The organism is Marinobacter sp. V34 (assembly GCF_055524115.1).
Genome location: NZ_JBUPZY010000009.1, coordinates 74,249 through 92,568 on the forward strand (window position 1 = coordinate 74,249; position 18,320 = coordinate 92,568).

Annotated in this window: 19 protein-coding genes; 11 read left to right on the top strand and 8 right to left on the bottom strand. The window is 56.6% G+C overall.

Features of this window, described 5'->3' with window-relative positions; genetic code table 11:
* The first annotated feature begins 70 nt into the window (after positions 1-70).
* On the top strand, positions 71-1,318 hold the full coding sequence (locus tag AC0B60_RS15120; RefSeq protein WP_465086685.1) for a substrate-binding periplasmic protein: 1,248 nt from the start codon (positions 71-73) through the stop codon (positions 1,316-1,318).
* A gap of 2 nt (positions 1,319-1,320) precedes the next feature.
* Here the strand turns inward: AC0B60_RS15120 and AC0B60_RS15125 are convergent, their stop codons facing one another.
* From AC0B60_RS15125 to AC0B60_RS15145, 5 genes are read right to left on the bottom strand one after another with little or no spacing between them, the layout of a single operon-like run.
* Entirely contained in the window at positions 1,321-3,009 is a 1,689-nt protein-coding gene (locus AC0B60_RS15125; protein ID WP_465086687.1) for an HAD family hydrolase, read from the bottom strand.
* Between the two features lie 2 nt (positions 3,010-3,011).
* Positions 3,012-3,575: a DUF2845 domain-containing protein gene (locus tag AC0B60_RS15130; RefSeq protein WP_465086688.1), complete on the bottom strand. Its 564-nt coding sequence runs from the start codon at positions 3,573-3,575 to the stop codon at positions 3,012-3,014.
* 52 nt (positions 3,576-3,627) lie between these two features.
* The gene (locus tag AC0B60_RS15135; protein ID WP_465086689.1) at positions 3,628-3,768 is read right to left on the bottom strand and encodes a hypothetical protein; all 141 of its coding nucleotides are present in this window, start codon (positions 3,766-3,768) and stop codon (positions 3,628-3,630) included.
* Between the two features lie 17 nt (positions 3,769-3,785).
* Positions 3,786-5,888, bottom strand: a complete 2,103-nt coding sequence (locus tag AC0B60_RS15140) for a 3-hydroxyacyl-CoA dehydrogenase NAD-binding domain-containing protein (RefSeq protein ID WP_465086690.1) — start codon at positions 5,886-5,888, stop codon at positions 3,786-3,788.
* A 48-nt stretch (positions 5,889-5,936) separates the two neighbouring features.
* Positions 5,937-7,277, bottom strand: a complete 1,341-nt coding sequence (locus AC0B60_RS15145) for an acetyl-CoA C-acetyltransferase (RefSeq protein WP_465086691.1) — start codon at positions 7,275-7,277, stop codon at positions 5,937-5,939.
* A gap of 233 nt (positions 7,278-7,510) precedes the next feature.
* On the opposite strand from AC0B60_RS15145, the gene thpD reads away from it, so the two are divergent.
* The 3 genes from thpD to AC0B60_RS15160 all read left to right on the top strand — a co-directional run bounded on the left by thpD (position 7,511) and on the right by AC0B60_RS15160 (position 9,651).
* On the top strand, positions 7,511-8,425 hold the full coding sequence (gene thpD / locus AC0B60_RS15150; protein ID WP_465086692.1) for an ectoine hydroxylase: 915 nt from the start codon (positions 7,511-7,513) through the stop codon (positions 8,423-8,425).
* Between the two features lie 42 nt (positions 8,426-8,467).
* Positions 8,468-8,920, top strand: a complete 453-nt coding sequence (cadR, locus tag AC0B60_RS15155) for a Cd(II)/Pb(II)-responsive transcriptional regulator (protein WP_465086693.1) — start codon at positions 8,468-8,470, stop codon at positions 8,918-8,920.
* 80 nt (positions 8,921-9,000) lie between these two features.
* Entirely contained in the window at positions 9,001-9,651 is a 651-nt protein-coding gene (locus AC0B60_RS15160; RefSeq protein ID WP_465086695.1) for a cation efflux transmembrane domain-containing protein, read from the top strand.
* Here AC0B60_RS15160 and AC0B60_RS15165 read toward each other — a convergent pair.
* Together AC0B60_RS15165 and AC0B60_RS15170 are read right to left on the bottom strand one after the other, a co-directional pair.
* Positions 9,619-10,101 carry a DUF6174 domain-containing protein gene (locus tag AC0B60_RS15165; protein ID WP_465086699.1) on the bottom strand — a complete coding sequence of 161 codons (483 nt, stop codon included), beginning with the start codon at positions 10,099-10,101 and terminating at the stop codon, positions 9,619-9,621. The two genes, AC0B60_RS15160 and AC0B60_RS15165, sit on opposite strands and share 33 nt — an antisense overlap.
* Positions 10,098-11,717, bottom strand: a complete 1,620-nt coding sequence (locus AC0B60_RS15170; protein WP_465086701.1) for a M12 family metallo-peptidase — start codon at positions 11,715-11,717, stop codon at positions 10,098-10,100. Before AC0B60_RS15170 ends, AC0B60_RS15165 begins: the two co-directional genes overlap by 4 nt.
* 92 nt (positions 11,718-11,809) lie before the next feature.
* On the opposite strand from AC0B60_RS15170, the gene rrtA reads away from it, so the two are divergent.
* Complete coding sequence (gene rrtA / locus AC0B60_RS15175; protein WP_465086703.1) at positions 11,810-12,397, top strand: rhombosortase; 588 nt, start codon at positions 11,810-11,812, stop codon at positions 12,395-12,397.
* Here the strand turns inward: rrtA and AC0B60_RS15180 are convergent.
* Entirely contained in the window at positions 12,387-13,307 is a 921-nt protein-coding gene (locus tag AC0B60_RS15180; RefSeq protein ID WP_465086705.1) for an AEC family transporter, read from the bottom strand. The genes rrtA and AC0B60_RS15180 overlap by 11 nt on opposite strands.
* A 147-nt stretch (positions 13,308-13,454) precedes the next feature.
* On the opposite strand from AC0B60_RS15180, the gene AC0B60_RS15185 reads away from it, so the two are divergent.
* The 6 genes from AC0B60_RS15185 (at position 13,455) to fabB (ending at position 18,283) form a co-directional block, all read left to right on the top strand.
* Positions 13,455-14,165: a Crp/Fnr family transcriptional regulator gene (locus AC0B60_RS15185; RefSeq protein WP_465086708.1), complete on the top strand. Its 711-nt coding sequence runs from the start codon at positions 13,455-13,457 to the stop codon at positions 14,163-14,165.
* Between the two features lie 115 nt (positions 14,166-14,280).
* Positions 14,281-14,946, top strand: coding sequence for a PAQR family membrane homeostasis protein TrhA (gene trhA, locus AC0B60_RS15190; RefSeq protein ID WP_465086710.1), 666 nt, complete (start codon positions 14,281-14,283; stop codon positions 14,944-14,946).
* An 80-nt stretch (positions 14,947-15,026) separates the two neighbouring features.
* Positions 15,027-15,482, top strand: coding sequence for an EVE domain-containing protein (locus tag AC0B60_RS15195; RefSeq protein ID WP_465086712.1), 456 nt, complete (start codon positions 15,027-15,029; stop codon positions 15,480-15,482).
* A 79-nt stretch (positions 15,483-15,561) separates the two neighbouring features.
* Positions 15,562-16,392: an ion transporter gene (locus tag AC0B60_RS15200; RefSeq protein WP_465086715.1), complete on the top strand. Its 831-nt coding sequence runs from the start codon at positions 15,562-15,564 to the stop codon at positions 16,390-16,392.
* Positions 16,393-16,551: 159 nt separating this feature from the next.
* Positions 16,552-17,061 (top strand): bifunctional 3-hydroxydecanoyl-ACP dehydratase/trans-2-decenoyl-ACP isomerase, encoded by a 510-nt coding sequence (gene fabA, locus AC0B60_RS15205; protein WP_007153372.1) that lies wholly within the window; start codon positions 16,552-16,554, stop codon positions 17,059-17,061.
* A 10-nt stretch (positions 17,062-17,071) separates the two neighbouring features.
* Complete coding sequence (fabB, locus tag AC0B60_RS15210; RefSeq protein WP_465086716.1) at positions 17,072-18,283, top strand: beta-ketoacyl-ACP synthase I; 1,212 nt, start codon at positions 17,072-17,074, stop codon at positions 18,281-18,283.
* Positions 18,284-18,320 lie beyond the last annotated feature (37 nt).

Consider the following 18,320-nt stretch of genomic DNA (forward strand, 5'->3'; position numbering starts at 1 on the left):
TAAGGCAAAACGCCCCGCCGAATGCTAGTCTTCAGTCAGCATTGTCAACAAAAGGGATGACGCAGTCATCATGGATCTTCGGCCTATGGCCCTGAGCGTACTGGGCACCCTTGCTGTTTCTGTGTGCCACGCTGGGCCTCCCACACTCACTCTCTACACATTTGAATCACCGCCTTACCAGATGTCTGCACAGACAGGGGATGGCGTAGCGGATGTGGTCGGCGAAACCGTAGATACCGTGACCTGCGCGGCCAACCAGGCCGGCTGGTCAACGAACATTCGGCTCGCTCCCCAGAATCGGGCTGCGCACTCACTAAGCCGCAATCTTATTGACGGTTACTTTGCCATAGATCCGTCCACAGAGCTGGATATCACGGCCAAACGCAGTGACCCGGTGTCGCTGGAGAAATGGTATTTTTTCACCACAGAAGCCGGGCCAATCCCCAACACCGCACGCGTTGGCGTTGTTGATGGTAGTAATGAGAAAGCCTGGCTCCAAGCCAATGGTTATAACATTTTTCTGAGCGTTTCATCACCAAGCCAATTACCGGCCCTGCTCAGACGCGGGCGAATTGACGCCGCGTTGATGGATGAGCGAACCATGAGCGGCCTGCAACACATGAAACGCACGGGCTACAACGAGTTGAACGCACACTTTCTCCGCTACGCGCCGCTGTATCTGTATATGAGCGAGAATTTCACAGTCAACAATCCGGACTTCATCTCGAACTTTAATCGCTATTTACCCAAGTGTATGGAAGGGCAGATTACACTCTCCGCAGAGGAGGACCGGCGCATAAGAAAACTGGCCGAACGGTTATTCCGCGAGCTCGACAGTATGCTTGACCTGCAACAATCCATTGATGCCGGCCCACGCATGGAAACCTTGGCGGACGTACTGACCTTCGACAGCATGTGGCAGGCACTGGCACCGGGTAAGGCAACCGACCTTGCCAATACCATACTTGAGTTGCCGGGATCGCGAACTCTGAATGCCTGGACGCTTACTCACCCGGAACTGGTCACCGAGGCATTGCTCTCCAACAACATGGGCACCCTGGTCGCCATGAGCCAACTTACCTCGGATTACTGGCAGGGAGATGAGCCAAAATTCAACGCCGTCGTATCAAACATCCGCTCCGGTTTAACCGGGCTGGAGGCCATGTACCTTTCGGATATTCGATACGATGCCTCGACGTCCCGCTTTCAGGTGACGGTCAGCGCCCCCGTTGGGCCCATTACCGACAACCTTCCAAAGGGCATTATCTCCCTAGGACTCGACATAGAAGATGCGCTGGCGAACAGCCAGCCCCACTGAGATCACGGCGGGCCGATTTCGCAGGCCAGCACAAGCGCCCAGAATTCCGAAAAGTCATTGACCACTACATCCGGCTTATCCGGATGCTTGTGAGTGCCCGGAAAAATCCGGTTCAACCATGGCAAGTCCCACTGCGCGCCGTTGAAAAACACCGCCGTCATACCGGCGCGCTTGGCGGCTATCACGTCTGTGGTGCTGTCACCTACGTACCAGACGCTCGGGTCTGGCGGGTAGTCCAGCTTCTGCACTGCGAGATAAAGTTGGTCGGGATGAGGCTTTCTCAGTGGCGTGTCGTCACCGCAGATATCCACGTCAAACAGGTGTGTCCAGCCAGTGTCTTCCACCGCAGCAAGTTCATGCTCAAAGAATTCCCGGTCCCGATTGGTAATGACACCCACCTGAATATTGAGCCGGCGAAGCCCCTCGAGTACGGCTCTCACCTTTGGCTCAAAGGCTTTCACCGTGCCATAGTGTTCTCGGTAGTGACGATTAAAGACCTTGTGTGCGATCTGCTTGGCTTCCTGATCATCCCCGAACAACACCTCGAAGATATCGGTGCGCGAGATCTTGCGGTCGGCCCGAACCTTGGGGTGAAGCTTGGCAAATTCCCGCACGTAAGCCACCAGCCGAGCGTCTTCCGGAGTCTTGCTGTCTTCCGGCGCCAGCATACGGCTAACCAGGCCCAGTTCCTCGAACTCCGGGAACATGTCATCCACCGCGTGGTACATGGCGTCCAGGGTATCCACCAGCGTGGCGTGCCAGTCGAACAGCACCACCGACGGCCGGATCAAGCTGACAACGGCAGGATGCCAATCCGGCTCAATACGGGGCTGTGGCGGTTCAGGACGCGGATAAGGCCGTGGCCGGACTTCTGCGGGGGTGGCCTGAAAGGCATCCGGCTGATGTCGCTCCAACAACGCCAGCAGGTCTATGAGGTCTTCGAAGCTGTCCAGTATGGCGGCCGGAGCGTCGCGATGACTGAACCAACTGTCAATCCGACCAGGCTCCCAGCAGGCACCGTTGTAGAATACACCCGAGACCCCGGCACGGTTGGCCGTGAGCATATCCACGTAGCTGTCGCCCACATACCAGGCCCGTCCGTCGAGTGGCAGGCCCAGCTTCTCCAACACACGGGTAATTACCTCTGGATCGGGCTTGTACTCAGTGACATCGTCAGCACAGACGGTGGCGTCGAACAGGCCGCGCCAGCGCCCCTCGTCCACCATGCTCAGTTCCTTGTCCAGGAACTCCCGGTTGCGATTAGTGGATACCGCCAGCCGGATACCCATGTCTTTCATGGCGGTCAGGTATTCGTATGCCCCCTGCTGGAACGGTCGCACCTTGCCGAAATATTTCCGGTAACAATCGTTGTAGGCCTTGTGGGCGATCAGCTTGGCGTCTTTGTCATCGCCGAAGATGGCGTTGAAGATGTCGGTTCGTGATACCCGACGTTCCGCCAGAATGCGCGGGTGCAACCGTCGAAAGATCCGTATGTAACGGACCAGGCGAGCATCATCAGAGGTGCGACATTTGTCCTCAGGCAGCAGCCGGTCCACCAGGCCCAGGTCTTCCAACTGCGGCAGCATCTCTTCCATGGCGCTGAACATGGCGTCGTGCGTATCCACCAGCGTGCCATGCCAGTCGAACATCAGCACCGACGGTGCAGGCAATCCATCGCTGAAACGAGCCATAATCAGTTTCCTGCTGGTTTCTTGGTAGTCTCCACGTGAACCACCCGCCCGTTGCGCAACTTGACGATGCGGCGGAACTGAGTCTTTCCAGTCTCGTACAGCCATTCTTCCACAGGTACCAGTTGATCGGCACGGTAATGACCAGCGACCGTTGAGCCACCGCCAACTGATTCCCAAGTGACCCGCCGGGAAAGCGGCTCGCCGCAATAGGCCACCATTTCGAATTCGCTGAGTCCGCTTTGCAGCCGCGCCGGAGAACAGTCACCGGCACTGTCGCCGGCGAAGCCATAGCCCAGGCTGTGCTCATGCCGGAGCTTGCCGTTCCTGAACTCAAGGCGGCGGATAAATCCCTGTGGGCCCGGGTTGTAGTACCAATGCTCGACTTCGCCAACAATACCTATTCCGGGAACGGTGGCCGTTGGGTAGGTCGCTACGTAGTCCGGCGCACCGCAGCGCTCTTCAACCTCCACTGGCCAGTCGCCGACATCCACCAGTGATGAGCCACAGCGAAAGGCACCATTGGCGGCACCCGGCAAGGCAGCCAGGCCCGGAAGAACCAAAAGCATGAGCACTCTGATTGATAACGACAAACGCATACCCTTCCTCCCCTATACACTCCTAACCTTCCATAGTAGAAGCATGAAAAGGTGATGGGCACCGGCAAATCGTAAAAAACACGTAAATGCTGGCCTCAAGGGTTTCTTCCAGGCGTTCTTTCACTTCCTGTTCGATGTCGTTATCGGCACAGCTTCTCGCCATTAGCCATGAGATATTCCTCAATCACGGAGCCCCTCATCCGGCCTGAACCGGGCTCCATGGCTGTTCGCCAGGGTTTCCAGTGACTTCCGGATGTCATCCATGCCCCGCTCATGAGCGTAGTTCATGGGGCCGCCACGGAAGGGAGCAAAGCCGGTACCAAAGATCATTGCCCCGTCCACCAGGGATTCATCCTCGATCACACCCTCGCGCAGGCAGGCCATGCAGGCATTCAACATAGGCAACAGTAGCCTGTCGAGGGTGTCGTCCGGGGCTGCCTCTGTTTTGTCCTGCTTGTCGGCCTGGCCTTTCTTCCACCGGTACAGGCCTTCGCCGGTTTTCTTACCCAATTTGCCATCATTAACCTTCTGTTTGAGCCAGTCCGGCGCCGGCGGCATATCGGTATCCAGCCGGTCGCGCAACATGTCGGCCACGCTGAGGCAAATGTCCAGGCCTACCTGGTCGGCCAACTCTATCGGCCCCATGGGCATGCCGAACTCCTCCGCCACCCGGTCAATGCTCTCAGCGGCAACACCTTCATCCAGCATGACCATGGCTTCCACCAGGTAAGGAGTCAGTGCTCGATTCACCAGGAAGCCAGGAGCGGTATTGACCGGTGCCGGTAACCGGTCAATCTGACCAACAAAAGCCCGGGCGCGATCCAGCACCTTTTCATCGGCCTTGTCATGCCTGACAACTTCAACCAGCGGCATCACGGCTACCGGATTAAAGAAATGCAAACCAACCAGGCGTTGCGGATCCTTGAGTTTTTCACCCAGACTTTCGAGAGGAATACTGGAGGTATTTGTGGCCAGGATAGCGCCCTGCTTCAGACGAGGCTCCACCTCTTCATAAACCTTCTGCTTGAGGTCCACCTTCTCGGGTACTGCCTCAATCACCAGGTCGGCCCCTTCAACGCCCCGGTTGTCAAAGTCCGGTGTCAGGCGATCCAGGATATCCCTGCGCTGGGACTCGGAGCGGTGTTTCTTTTCACACAGGCCGGACAGTTTTTTCACCGCTTCCGCCAGTTTTTTCGCCTCCATATCAAAAAGGGTGACACTCAAACCCTGGAAGGCGCACCAACTGGCGATATCAGCCCCCATCTCACCCGCACCGATGACGTGTACGCGCCTGATCGGATCGGCCCCTGTGCGGGTCAGTCCCTTCATTTTTTCACGCAGGAAGAACACCTTCACCAAGTTACGTGAGGTGTCGGTCATCATCAGCCTGGCGAATGAGTCGATTTCAGCCTTGCGCATGGAAGGGCCGGAGTCTCCGCCGTGATTCTCCCACAATTCAATCAATGCCTCGGGGGCGGGGTAATGCTGGGGGGGAGCCTTTTTAGCACTCTGTGAGCGCATTTGGCGGGTTTCCAACTGCCTGGCTGGTTTAGTGGAAAGCACACGCCCGCGCAGGCCACTACTGCTCTGTTCAATATCACCGTCAATAGCCGCTGCAACAGCCGCCTCGACATGGCGTTCTTCCAACACCAGATCCACCAGCCCCAGCTTTTGGGCCTTGCCATGGGGGGCGGTCTTGCCGGTCAGCATCATGGTCATGGCTTCAATGGGGTCCACCAATTTGGTGAAACGGGCGGTACCACCCAAGCCCGGATGCAGGCCCAACTGCACTTCAGGGAATCCCAGCTTGGTTCCAGGGATGGCAAACCGGTAATCACATGCCAAGGCCAGTTCCAGGCCTCCACCCAGACACGAGCCGTGGATAACCGCGATAGTGGGAAACGTCAGTGCCTCGAACCGGTCAACCACGTCATGAGCCCGAGTCAGCTTTTCAACCACCTCGGATTCTGACTTGAGATCGGTGAACTCCGATATGTCCGCCCCGAGGCAAAAGCCTGTGGGCTTGATGGAGCGCAACACCACCCCCTTTGGCGGCTTGCGCTCAAGCTCATCGACAATCTTGGCGAGCTCCTCAAGAACTCCCGCGGAGAGAACGTTCGCTGCGGCATCCTTCTTGTCAAAGATCAGCCAGGCAACGTCACTGCTGTCCCGATCAAGATACCAGTGCTGCCAGCTTCCATTTGTTTTTGCTTTCTCGGAGTTCTCAAATGGCCCACGGGCCATCTCACGGGTGCTGAGTGCTTTCAGAATATGACCAGTCATAGCTATCTCCTGAATCCTGTGGCTTAAGCGTTGGCGCTGTGACAGTCGTCACACGGTCTCAATCAGCATGGCTCCGGATTGACCACCACCAATACACTCGGTGGCAATGCCCCGCTTGGCGCCCTTTCGGTGCAGGGCGTTCATCAAATGCAGGACTATCCGGTTGCCGCTGGTGCCGACCGGATGGCCTATCGCCACGGCACCGCCATCGACATTCAGGCGTTCTGGGTCAAGTTTCCCCATGGGCTTCTCCAGCCCCATGGCCACCTTGCAGAATTCCGGGTCGTCCCAGGCTTTGGTACAGGCCAGCACTTGTGCTGCAAACGCTTCGTTGATTTCCCACAAGTCGATATCATTCAGGTTGGCTTTATGACGTTTCAGCAAGGCGGTTGAACTGAGCACTGGGCCAAGCCCCATAATCTTTGGATCCAGAGCTGCCCATTCACTGTCTACGAGGACCGCCCTGGGCTTTAGGTTATATTTTTTGACTGCCTCTTCGGATGCCAGCACCATCCAGGAAGCCCCGTCAGTTACCTGGGAGCTGTTGCCCGGAGTAACCTGCCCGAACGGCGGCTCAAAGGCCGCCTTAAGCTTGGCCAAAGCTTCGGTGGATGTATCCGCCCGTACGCCATCATCGTGCCGGTACAGTTCGCCGTCCTTAGATATTGCGGGGACGACCTCATCGTCCAGCCAACCTTGCTCCTGGGCGTAGGCAAGGCGCTGGTGGCTGGACACGGCATACTCATCAGCCTCCTGCCGGGTAATATTGAACTGCTGGGCCAATACTTCAGCCGTCTGCCCCATGCTCAATCCAACAATAGGGTCCGTCAGCCCCTTGGCCAGGCTGATTTCCGGCTTGAAATTCTTTGGGTTGAACTGGGTCAACTGGCGGGCGTAATCCTGAGGCGAAGACGCCGCATTCAATCCCGCCAGCCATTCCACTGCCCCGGTTTGAAGAACCATCGGAGCATGGCTGAGAGCCTCCGTGCCGCCGGCGAGAATCAGGTCACTGTCACCATCCCGAATGTACTTGTAGGCGGTATCAATGGACTGCATGCCAGAACCACAATTGATCTGCACCGTAAACGCGGGCGTGGCTTCACCCATTCCCAGGCGCAGGGCAGCAATTCGTGCCGGGTTCACCTCTGAAGGTACCACGTTGACGCAGCCAAGGATTACCTGATCGTAGGCATCGACCGGTATTGGCTGGCGCAATAACAACGGGCGCCCACACTGAACAGCAAGGTCGACTGGGGAAAATGGGCCGGGGCGCCCCCTGGCCTTCAGAAATGGGGTTCGCGCGCCATCCACCAGATAGACCCGGCGCGACTCCGGCTCCCGTTTTGAACGTGAGTTACCAGCTGCAGTTTTCGAATTGCTTCGCGTCATTGGGACCTCTCCGTATGCTGATCCTGAAGTTCGACAAACCTGGGTTTGCCCCTTGATCCGACTGGAAAGAACGGCTCGAAAGCTTTCCGAAACTGACGCCAGTCTAAGCCAGCGTCCTTTTACTATCGTGGCCTCATTGTTGAATGTTTCAAGGGCAGCGTCAGGCGGGATGGTTGAAAAACATCCTGTGGCCTCAAGGTCTATGTCAGTTGACGCAATAAAGGAGGACACTTATGGCACGCCCACAAGACCTATTCCCAACACGCTTGGAACGCAAACTGAGCATGTTTGAGCGACTGGATCCTGTGGTACATACACCCTCGGAGCGACTATCAGACGGCCCACTGTCTGCCAAGCAAGTTCGTGAATTCGATGAGCGAGGGTTTCTGTTCTTTGATTCCTTTTTTTCCAAGGATGAGATGGACGGGTTTATCAAAGAGCTTAAAGAATACGAGGACGATGACGACCTCAAGCTGTCCGAGGGCACCATCCTTGAGCCCGGAAAGGAAGAAATACGATCCATCTTCGGAATTCATGACATTTCGGAACGCTTTGACAGGCTGACCCGTGACGCGCACTTGCTCAACATCGTGCGTCAGTTGTTGGATAGCGATGTCTACATCCACCAGTCGCGGATCAACTATAAGCCCGGTTTCAAGGGCAAGGGGTTCAACTGGCATTCTGATTTTGAAACCTGGCACAGCGAAGATGGCATGCCGCGTATGCGCAGCCTCAGTTGTTCCATAGTGATGACCGACAACAATGAGTTCAATGGCCCATTGATGCTGATCCCGGGTTCCCAGAAGTATTTTATCCCCTGTGTCGGCCGCACACCGGAAGACAACTACAAGGAATCCCTTAAGAGCCAGGATCTTGGTGTACCGGACGCCCCCAGCCTCACCAGGCTAATGGACGAAAACGCCATTGAAGCGCCCAAGGGACCACCCGGTTCATTGATCATCTTTGAGTGCAACACACTGCATGGCTCCAACGTGAATATGTCATGCTGGCCACGAAGCAATCTGTTTTTCGTTTACAACAGCGTTCACAATACTCTGGAAGAGCCCTATTGTGGCAACAAACCACGGCCTGAATTCCTGGCCAATCGTAAAAACCTGGAACCGTTGAAACCGGTAAAAAATCCGTAACGGTCGTGGCACACTGGGTAGACAAACGGCAGGCGAGCAACCATGAAAATCGGCGAAATATCGAAAACCACAAGCATTCCGGTGGAAACTGTTCGCTACTATGAAAAAATTGGCCTGGTGCCAGCACCCGAGCGCCAGGCCAGTGGCTACCGCCATTACCGGCAGAGCCATCTCGACCGCCTACTGTTCATCAAGCGCTGCCGTAACCTGGACATGGCCCAGGATGAAATCCGCGAACTGATACGCCTGGCCGACCAGCCAGACGCGGACTGCAGCGAAGTCGACGCCGTGTTGGTCCGCCACCTCAGCCATGTAAGGGAGCGCCTTCAGGAACTGGCCCACCTGGAAGATACTCTGCAACAACTCCAGCAAGCCTGTTCCGAGGGCCGCACCGTCAGTGAATGTGGCATACTCGGCGGGCTGACATCGGAAACCGTCTCAGATCCCGGAGCAGCTAGCCATAACCATATCCCAGGCACCCACGGCACTCGTTAATCGACCTCCCAAACACCGCCGTTGACTCTGTAGCAACTACAGGGTTTCTAATGAATGCATTCTTATAGAAGGAGGTATTCATGGCCTGTAGTAGCTGCTCCACCCCCACCCCAAAATCTCCCGCGCCAGGCTTTAGAAAAGCGTTGTGGATTGCTCTTTGGGTCAACCTTGCAATGTTTTTGGTGGAAGGCATTGCAAGCCTTCAGTCCGGGTCCGTGTCGTTGATGGCCGATGCCATCGACTTCTTTGGCGACAGTGCCAACTACGTCCTGTCCCTGACCGTTCTATCCATGGGTATGCTTTGGCGCGGCCGGGCCGCCCTGGTGAAAGGCATTACGATGGCCATGTTCGGTGTCATCGTGCTCGCCCGGGCCATCTTGGTACTTCAGAGTGACATTACACCGGAGCCCCTGACCATGGGGGTCGTAGGCTTTATGGCACTTGTGGCAAACGTCATCGTGGCATTGATACTGTTCCGTTACCGGGATGGTGATTCTGACATGCGCTCGGTGTGGCTGTGCAGTCGCAACGATGCTATCGGCAACGTCGCCGTGATGGGCGCAGCGCTGGGGGTGTTCGGCACTGGAACCGCCTGGCCGGATCTGGCCGTGGCAACGGTAATGGGGGCCTTGGCTATTACGGCGGGCATCAGCGTGGTGCGCCATGCCCGGAAGGACATCGATGGCGCAAAACAGGTGTCAGTCCACTCCGTCAGCCCGGAAATCCGATAGTTCGTACTGGAATTCGTCGTCGGCAATCATCTCGTGACCGTCGTAATCAATGCGGCGAGGAAAACCATAACGGGCGTCGTACACCACCTCAAGCCTGTGAGGTTCTTTCGCCGCAGATTGCTCGATAAACAGGAACAGCCCCTCAACGGTGAGCCGCTGGTTGTCCAGCAGGTTCCGGTTCGGCAGGGGCTGCTCGAGGCCTTCAACCTTCAAAATTTTACCGCCCGATACCGACACACGTATCGGCTGGCGCAGGTCCGCTGGGCAAAAGCAGGTTTGCTGCACGGTCACCTGATAACGGTCAATTGCGCGATCAACCCACACGGCTTCCGCCTGCTCCCGGGTTTCTGGCGTGGACACGGGGGTGTGCTCCGTATCCGTGCCGGGAACGGAAGTTCCACACCCGGCCATGGCAAGCCCGATCAACAAAAGCGAAAGCCGCTGAGTCATCGCGAACGCCCGCGGACACGAAGTCCCATGGCGAACGCTGCAGCCATAAGCCACCACCAGGTAACGGAACCACCGCCGCCTCCGCCGGAATCAGAACGAGTGGCTTTCGGAGCACCTGACGAAAACTCTTCGTCGTCGGGCTCTCCCGATGGCCCCGAATCATTGGCGGCTACCGCAATCTCCGTCAGTACAGAGTTGTTCCCCGGCTGGATATCCTTAACGTCACCACTGTTGCTGAGCAGGCTTACGTTCTGTAGCAGACTGAACACCGGGCGATTACCGGCGACCGCCTGAACGCTGAGCTGAAGCCCCGTTCTCGCCTGTACTTCACCACAGTCATAGGCATCGGTACCCAGCAAGGTACAAGCTGCCCCACCTACACTGACGCCCAGCAAGCGCCCTTCCTGATCACCAATCGACCCTGCAACGACAAGGCCATCGGCTGGCTCGGAAGCCTGACGATACGCGATGTCGAAATGCGCCTGGAACGACGACTGCGCCTGAACCGCACTCGGGTTTCCGGATGCAGCGATAAGCCCCGCATCCGCCGGGAAGTTAAAACACTGTTCAACAGAATTTAGCTGGGAAATCCTGCTGGTGATGGCATCGTCGGAGCACTGGGAGAACTTCGTGGCGGAGGAAACCACATACGGGCTCATGATATTTACACCCTCATCGCAACCACTATCCGGCGAGTCATGGCTTGCACCCAGGTTATGGCCGATTTCATGGGCGATCACAACTGCAGTGGTTGTATTGGTGTCGTAAGCGTTGGTAATGCCCGAGGCATACCCATTTGCATAACACACAGTACCAACCCAGGCGAGGCCTGCCGTGGAGCCGGCAAAGTCGCGACCGCTGATCAGGTGAAATATCGAACGTTCGCTTTCCAGGAACGGCAGACTGCGGCTGTCGCGCTGTGCAGTCACGTCATCCAGCAGGGTTCCCGCATCCGTGGTGCTGTTGAACGTTGCCGGCCCGGTGAACGTCAGCGATAAGGTATCGAACACAATGCCGAACTGATCAGCGTAGAAGCCCTCCACCATATTCAGTATGGCTCCTGCACGGCCCTGGAAGTCGTCCGGGAAGCGATCCTGGAACTGCTGGTCAAACGCCAGCTCAAGTTCCAGCATCAGGCAGGCGCCGTCTACCTTGTTAGCGCAGAGTGTGTCGTAACTGGCGGAGACCGCCTGCGACATGGCACGACCGGTCAGGCTTTGCGGAGTGATGAATGTTCGGCCATGGAGATGGTCAAGACCGCACTGCGGCGCCTCCAACTGGCTGGTACTAAAACTGGTCACGCGACTGGCACGAGGGGCATCGCCAATGGCATGCATACGCCCGAAAACGTACGCCAAGCCTTCCCAGCCGCTGTCCAGGCGGGAAACCCTCACCCAACTGTCCGGGTCTTCCGGGAAGTGCCCTTTATAGTGAGTGCCGGCAAGGTCGGAATCCCGGGCGCTGTCCACCCGCAAGTTCTCCTCCAGCACCGCTGCGTAATCATGGCCATCGATCCAGATATCACGAACCATGCTGGTTTCCGCAGCCACAGGGGTTACAGCAAGGAGCATGAGGGTGATTATGGCCGCAACAACCTGTATAAACTTGAACTGCATTGAACATCCCTGTTTATTGTTTAGAGGGGGTGCACAAAATCTAAACAATTCGCAAACAGGGCACCAGACGCTTTGTGTAACGCCGTGTATTTATGACACACACACGATCACCACAACTGTTCCCTTACTGGCCGAGATTCACGATACTGGCAGCGCTGCTGGCGGCTGTATTCCTGTGGCCGGCAAGCACTCTGGAATGGTCTCGTGAGGGTATTCCTGGCGGCGAGTACTGGCGACTGCTCACCGGCCACTGGACTCACCTAGGTCTGAACCACCTGCTACTCAACCTGGCGGGGCTACTGGTAACCGGCCTGTTATTCACAAGGCATCCACCCCTACCGAGCTGGATAAGCTACCTGACTCTCTCCCCTCTCGCCATCTCTTCAGGTCTGTTTCTGGCGGCGCCCGAGGTTGACTGGTATCGGGGGTTCTCAGGCAGCCTTCATGGGCTTCTGGTGTTTACGGCCTTGTTCAATATCAAAACGGATACCCGTTGGAGCATCGCCATACTGGCATTCATTCTGCTAAAGATGGCAACGGAGGTGTTTCTATACCCGGCCGTTGGCGAAAACCCATTGATTGGTGGCCATGTCATCGTCCAATCCCACTGGCTTGGCGCGCTCACCGGTCTGATAGCGGGCTTGTTCACCTTACGGACCGCTCCCCGGGTCACGGCATAACCAAGGCAACCATCACCGGAATAAACGCCAGGGCAAACAAGGTGCTCAGCAAGGCGGTGCCGGCGGCCTGTTTTGGCGCGGTGTCCAGCAGCGTGGCAATGACCACCGTATTGGCGGCAATGGGCGTTATGGAAATCAGGAAAATCGCCTGGTAGACGGCCAGGTTATAGATACCGAAGAAACGGGCATCCAGCCACCAGAGCACGATGGCCGCCAGCGGCCAGGACACGAACTTGCCGAAGAACGCCAAGCCGGTAAAACGCGGGTTACCCGCCAGCCCGCGAAAACTGAGAATTCCCATGCCAATAATCATCATGCCGAGGACGCTGTAGGCACCACGAAGGTTGTCGAAAAGCGGCGTGAAAACATCCGGGATGGAAAATCCGTTCAGGTTCAGCACAACCGCCAACATGAAGGCGTAGACAGAAGGTAGCCGCGCCACCCTCACAAGGGAATCCCTGAGGCTGTATCGTCCCCGGGCGGCCAGATAAAAGCCCACGGAATTCTCAAACAGCGTCGTGCCCAGCATGCACACGATATAAAGCGCCAGGCCTTCCTGACCAAACAGCAGCAATGCCACCGGTATGCCAAAATAACCGGTATTGCCCGTGCCCACCGACAACGGAATAAGACTGGCGCTGCCGTCTGAAATCATACCGCGGGCAATCCTCATGTGCGCAAAACCGAGCACCGAACACAGCGTAAAAACCAGTAATGGCAACAGGATCACTTCCGTCGAGAGCGGTGCCGCCATAACGCCGGAAAACACCACCGAGGGCGTGACAATATAGAGCATGATACCGGCAATATGTTTGCCGCTGGCCTGGAGATAACGCCCGGCAACCCAACCCAGGGCAACCGTGATATACAGGGGGAGTAGTTTATAGAACAGTGCGAGGGCGGCGGCCATACTGACTCCGGTATAGGGCAAGAAAGGCACCGAGTTTAACACCGGCAGGAATATTGATTCAGCCGCTAAGACAAACTGGTTTAATTTATTTTGAATGTATCTATCCAGATGCCAAACTCCGACAACTGACCCAGCCAAGGTGCACCCATGAAACATGAACCGATTGCCAGCTCATCGCCCCCATGCATGCTGGCAGAGCGACACCGGGATATTATCTGGCACGAACCCGCGCCTGAGTCCCATGTGTTACTCAGCGGGCTCAGCCACTGCTTTGGCATTCATCTCAGCAACGATAGCAACAATCCCCAACAGCGCTTTGTCAGCGAGTTGGGTGGCCTGTTTCAGAAATGCCGGGTGGAAGCTGAAACCGACCTGGAACAACACAACCGCCCCTGGGGTAACGTGTACCTGATCCAGCACGGTGTACTTCGGCTGTTCCGGGAATCACTGGCAGGAAAGGTGGCCATCCACCATTTTTTCACGGAAGGGGACCTGATCTGGCCTGTCTTTGGCAGAAGCCGAACCACCCGCAACACTCTGTGCCTCACGTCCGCTACCCCTGCAACCCTCTGGGTGGCCGACTTTTCCGCGTTCCGGGCTGCGGTTCAGGCAAGAGGGGATGGTGCCTGGGAGAAGTTCGCCATCGTGTTGACGGAGGAAATCGCCGAGTTGACCAGCATGAGGGAATTCCGCAAGCAAACCATGCCGGCCCAGGAGCGTTACCGGCTGCTGCTGGACGAGTATCCTGAACTGATCAAGCGGGTCCCAGACAACCAGTTGGCGTCCTGGCTGGGCGTGGTTCCGGCAACCTTCTCAAGGCTGAAGAAGGCCGCCGGCAACGGTTGCGGTTCGGGATAATCCTTCGAATCACATCACCTCAGGTTCAAGTTCACAAACACGTCACACTTCGCCCATTGCGTACACCTGTACGCTGAAGTACTGTGTCGCCATAACAGAACCGGACCCGCTATCCATGAAAGCTCGCGACAAACTCGAAGAATCCGCCCATCACCGTATCGAGGAATGGCTGAACAGCGCCACCCATGGAGTCGGAGCCCTTCTTAGTGTGATCGGCACAATTGCATTGATCGTCGCGGCCAGCCAATTGGGCGATGCCTGGAAGATAGTCAGCTTCAGCATCTTTGGCGCATCCCTGATCCTGCTTTATCTGGCTTCGGCGCTTTACCATGGCGCCCGCCACCCACGCCTGCGGGCGCTGTTCAAGACCCTGGACCACTGCGCCATCTTCCTGCTGATCGCCGGCACCTACACTCCTTTCCTCCTCGTCAACATGCGTAGCACCAGCGGCTGGACACTGTTTGCCATCATCTGGGCCCTGGCTGCTACCGGCGTGGTTCTGAAGGTAATCTTCCAAAACCGCTTCAAACTGGCACGAGTAGGCATCTACATTGCCATGGGCTGGCTGATTACCTTCGCCTCATCGGACCTCGTAGCGAGTATCAGCGACACAGCCCTCTACCTGACTATCGCCGGCGGTGTGGTCTACACAGCCGGTGTCGGCTTCTACCTCGCGGACCGCATTCCCTACATGCATGCGATATGGCACCTGTTTGTGATTGGTGGCAGTGCCCTGCACTTCAGTGCGATCTACTACGGCGTTCTACCCCATACACTGTGACAGCGTGACGATGTCATGGCGGGCCTGACGAGCTGGATTTTGGTTATACTGTATAACCTCACCATGTCGGGAACCGAGCAATGGCAAAATGGCTGGTTAAGACCGAACCGTCCGAATGCAGCATTGATGACTTTAAGAATGCAGAGGATCAAACCATCCCCTGGGACGGCGTGCGCAACTATCAGGCTCGAAATTTCCTGCAGGAAATGGCCGAGGGGGACGACGTGTTTGTTTATCACTCCAGTTGCAAACACATTGGAGTGGCGGGAATCGTCCGCGTCGTCACGTCGGCCTATCCGGACCCGACCCAGTTCAGCACAGATTCACCCTACCACGACCCCAAAAGCACACCGGAAAAGCCACGCTGGCAGGCCGTGGATATGGTCTTTGAGAAAAAACTCCCACGGCTGATCCCACTGGATGAAATCAAGTCCCTGCCGGGGCTTGAGGGCCTGGCACTGATCAGGCGTGGCAACCGCCTGTCGGTGATGCCCGTTACCGAAGAACAGTGGCGGATCATACTCGCCAACGCCTGAGCACAGTTCCCGCTACCCAATCCGGCCCACTCCCTTTAGAATTCAGGCTCCGCGATCGTTATGGAGTTTCTGTCTTCTTATGTCCGCCCAACCAAGCCCCACAACCGGATTTGAGCAACTGCGCCGCATAGAGTCCAGCCGGATATTCCAGAGCGTGGTTATCGGCATTATCATCCTGTCGGCGCTCACCATTGGCGCAAAAACCTATGAGCTACCGCCGCTGGTGGAGGGTTCCCTTAGCGTGATGGACAACCTCATCACCTTGTTTTTCCTGATAGAAATTCTGTTCCGCTTTGCAGCCTGCCCTAACAAGAAACGCTTTCTGATGGATGGCTGGAACCTGTTCGATACACTGGTTGTGGTTGGCAGCCTCATCCCACTGGACAATTCCGACGCCGTACTGCTGGGCCGATTGCTGCGGGTGTTCCGGGTGTTGCGCCTGGTGTCTGTCGTGCCAGAGCTGCGCTTCCTGATCAACTCTCTTCTGAAAGCCATCCCGCGCATGGGCTACATCGCCCTGTTAATGTTTATTATTTTCTACATCTATGCGGCGATGGGCTCGATGTTCTTTGCGGACGTGGACGAGACACTTTGGGGCGATGTCGCCATTGCCATGCTCACTCTGTTCCGTGTTGCCACCTTCGAGGACTGGACCGACGTGATGTATGCCACGATGGAATCCTATCCGCTCAGTTGGCTTTACTATCTGACCTTTATCTTCCTGACTGCGTTTGTGTTCCTGAACATGATGATTGGGGCGATCCTGGAAGTCATGAGTGAGGAACAGAATGCAGAGCAGGCCCAAAAGGCTCATGACGAACGGGACGAGATCGCACGTCAGTTAAAGGCAGTTCAGGAACAGCTGCAGGAACTGACGAAGCAGGTATCCGAAAAATCCGGTGGGCGCTGACCCCCGGAGTCGTTGGCCAGGGTGACTGGGCCATTGCGTGGTGGAAAATGACTGTAGAAATTTTGCGGCTGACTGCAAACTGCAACCAATGGTCAATAGCCTTAGCGATAATTCCAGCTAAAGTATAAGAAACCATTTTGTAACAGGAACACTGGCATTATGACCCCAGACCACTTTACCAAGGCCGACCTGGAAGCCTGCGGACAAGGCACGCTCTTTCCCGGCAAGATGCGACTGCCCATCAATGAAATGCTGATGATGGACCGCGTAACCCATTTCAGTGAAACTGACGGGCTCTATGGCAAAGGCAGCATTGTTGCCGAACTGGACATCAACCCGGACCTCTGGTTCTTCAAGGTTCATTTTGTCGATGATCCTGTCATGCCCGGTTGCCTGGGTCTGGATGCCATGTGGCAGTTGGTGGGCTTTTTCCTGGCAGCCACCGGGGGTGAAGGCAAGGGTCGCGCGCTTGGAAGCGGTGAGGTGAAATTTTCTGGCCAGGTGCTACCCACGAACAAACTCGTTCGGTATCACCTCGACATCAAACGAGTTATCCGCCGCAAGCTCACCATGGCCATTGCCGATGCCCGGATGGAAGTGGATGGCCGAGAAATATACACCGCCAAAGACCTGAAAGTTGGCATGTTCAATTCTACGGATGACTTCTAGGAGCCATTAAATGCGTCGTGTTGTTATTACAGGCATGGGGATCGTCTCCAGCCTCGGAACAAATAAAGACGAAGTAACCCGGTCCCTGCGGGATTCAATACCTGGCATTGGTTTTAGCCAGGAAGCCAAGGACAACGGTCTGCGCAGCCATGTGTGCGGACAGATTGACCTGAACCTGCCGGAACTGATCGACCGCAAACTGATGCGCTTCATGTGCCCGGCCTCCGGCTACACGTACCTAGCGATGAAAGAAGCCATTGAGCAGGCCGGGTTGACGGAAGAGCATATCCGCGCCAACTCAACGGGCGTCATTACCGGTGCTGGCGGCGCATCAACGGTGGAACTGATGGATGCGATCGACACCCACCGCGAGAAAGGCATCCGCCGGGTAGGGCCATACCGTGTGCCCCGCACCATGGGGAGCGCCATTAACGCCTCACTGTCTACCGCATTCGGCATTACCGGTATCAACTACGGCATTACCTCTGCCTGCGCCACCAGCGCACACTCCATTGGCCATGCGGCCGATATGATTGCCCTGGGCCGCCAGGATGTCATGTTTGCAGGTGGTGGCGAAGACATCCACTGGACCCTTAGCCTGATGTTTGACGCCATGGGCGCGCTCTCTACCAAATACAACGACACCCCTGGAAGGGCTTCCCGCACCTATGATCGGGATCGGGACGGCTTCGTTATCTCCGGTGGTGGCGGCATCCTGGTGCTGGAAGCCCTGGAGCATGCGGAAGCACGCGGGGCCAACATCCTGGCCGAACTGGTCGGCTTTGGCGCAACCTCTGACGGCGCCGATATGGTGGCACCCAGCGGCGAAGGCGCTATTCGTTGCATGCAGCAGGCGATGAAGAACATCGATGGCGAGATCAGCTACATCAACACCCACGGCACCAGCACGCCGGCGGGGGATGTCACCGAGCTTAAGGCCCTGAAGGAAACCTTTGGCGACAAGATCCCACCACTGAGCTCAACGAAACCCCTGTGCGGCCATGCCCTTGGGGCGGCCGGTGTGCACGAGGCCATCTACAGCCTGATCATGCAGCGAGAAGGCTTCATTGCGCCATCTGCCAACATCGAGAATCTGGATGAAGGCGCTGAGGGTTACCCCATCGTGAGAGAGCGGCAGGACAACGTGGACCTGCCCCTGGTAATGAGCAACAGCTTTGGCTTCGGCGGCACCAACGGTACGCTGATCTTCAAGAAAGCCTGATTGCGGGATAGACAAATGACCGGGGCATGCGTGAACT

What these genes read in the sequence shown, in the direction of transcription:
- AC0B60_RS15120 (WP_465086685.1), top strand. Translation starts at nt 71, where the DNA reads ATGGATCTTCGGCCTATGGCCCTGAGCGTACTGGGCACCCTTGCTGTT.
- AC0B60_RS15125 (WP_465086687.1), bottom strand. Translation starts at nt 3,009, where the DNA reads ATGGCTCGTTTCAGCGATGGATTGCCTGCACCGTCGGTGCTGATGTTC.
- AC0B60_RS15130 (WP_465086688.1), bottom strand. Translation starts at nt 3,575, where the DNA reads ATGCTTTTGGTTCTTCCGGGCCTGGCTGCCTTGCCGGGTGCCGCCAAT.
- AC0B60_RS15135 (WP_465086689.1), bottom strand. Translation starts at nt 3,768, where the DNA reads ATGGCGAGAAGCTGTGCCGATAACGACATCGAACAGGAAGTGAAAGAA.
- AC0B60_RS15140 (WP_465086690.1), bottom strand. Translation starts at nt 5,888, where the DNA reads ATGACTGGTCATATTCTGAAAGCACTCAGCACCCGTGAGATGGCCCGT.
- AC0B60_RS15145 (WP_465086691.1), bottom strand. Translation starts at nt 7,277, where the DNA reads ATGACGCGAAGCAATTCGAAAACTGCAGCTGGTAACTCACGTTCAAAA.
- thpD (WP_465086692.1), top strand. Translation starts at nt 7,511, where the DNA reads ATGGCACGCCCACAAGACCTATTCCCAACACGCTTGGAACGCAAACTG.
- cadR (WP_465086693.1), top strand. Translation starts at nt 8,468, where the DNA reads ATGAAAATCGGCGAAATATCGAAAACCACAAGCATTCCGGTGGAAACT.
- AC0B60_RS15160 (WP_465086695.1), top strand. Translation starts at nt 9,001, where the DNA reads ATGGCCTGTAGTAGCTGCTCCACCCCCACCCCAAAATCTCCCGCGCCA.
- AC0B60_RS15165 (WP_465086699.1), bottom strand. Translation starts at nt 10,101, where the DNA reads ATGACTCAGCGGCTTTCGCTTTTGTTGATCGGGCTTGCCATGGCCGGG.
- AC0B60_RS15170 (WP_465086701.1), bottom strand. Translation starts at nt 11,717, where the DNA reads ATGCAGTTCAAGTTTATACAGGTTGTTGCGGCCATAATCACCCTCATG.
- rrtA (WP_465086703.1), top strand. Translation starts at nt 11,810, where the DNA reads ATGACACACACACGATCACCACAACTGTTCCCTTACTGGCCGAGATTC.
- AC0B60_RS15180 (WP_465086705.1), bottom strand. Translation starts at nt 13,307, where the DNA reads ATGGCCGCCGCCCTCGCACTGTTCTATAAACTACTCCCCCTGTATATC.
- AC0B60_RS15185 (WP_465086708.1), top strand. Translation starts at nt 13,455, where the DNA reads ATGAAACATGAACCGATTGCCAGCTCATCGCCCCCATGCATGCTGGCA.
- trhA (WP_465086710.1), top strand. Translation starts at nt 14,281, where the DNA reads ATGAAAGCTCGCGACAAACTCGAAGAATCCGCCCATCACCGTATCGAG.
- AC0B60_RS15195 (WP_465086712.1), top strand. Translation starts at nt 15,027, where the DNA reads ATGGCAAAATGGCTGGTTAAGACCGAACCGTCCGAATGCAGCATTGAT.
- AC0B60_RS15200 (WP_465086715.1), top strand. Translation starts at nt 15,562, where the DNA reads ATGTCCGCCCAACCAAGCCCCACAACCGGATTTGAGCAACTGCGCCGC.
- fabA (WP_007153372.1), top strand. Translation starts at nt 16,552, where the DNA reads ATGACCCCAGACCACTTTACCAAGGCCGACCTGGAAGCCTGCGGACAA.
- fabB (WP_465086716.1), top strand. Translation starts at nt 17,072, where the DNA reads ATGCGTCGTGTTGTTATTACAGGCATGGGGATCGTCTCCAGCCTCGGA.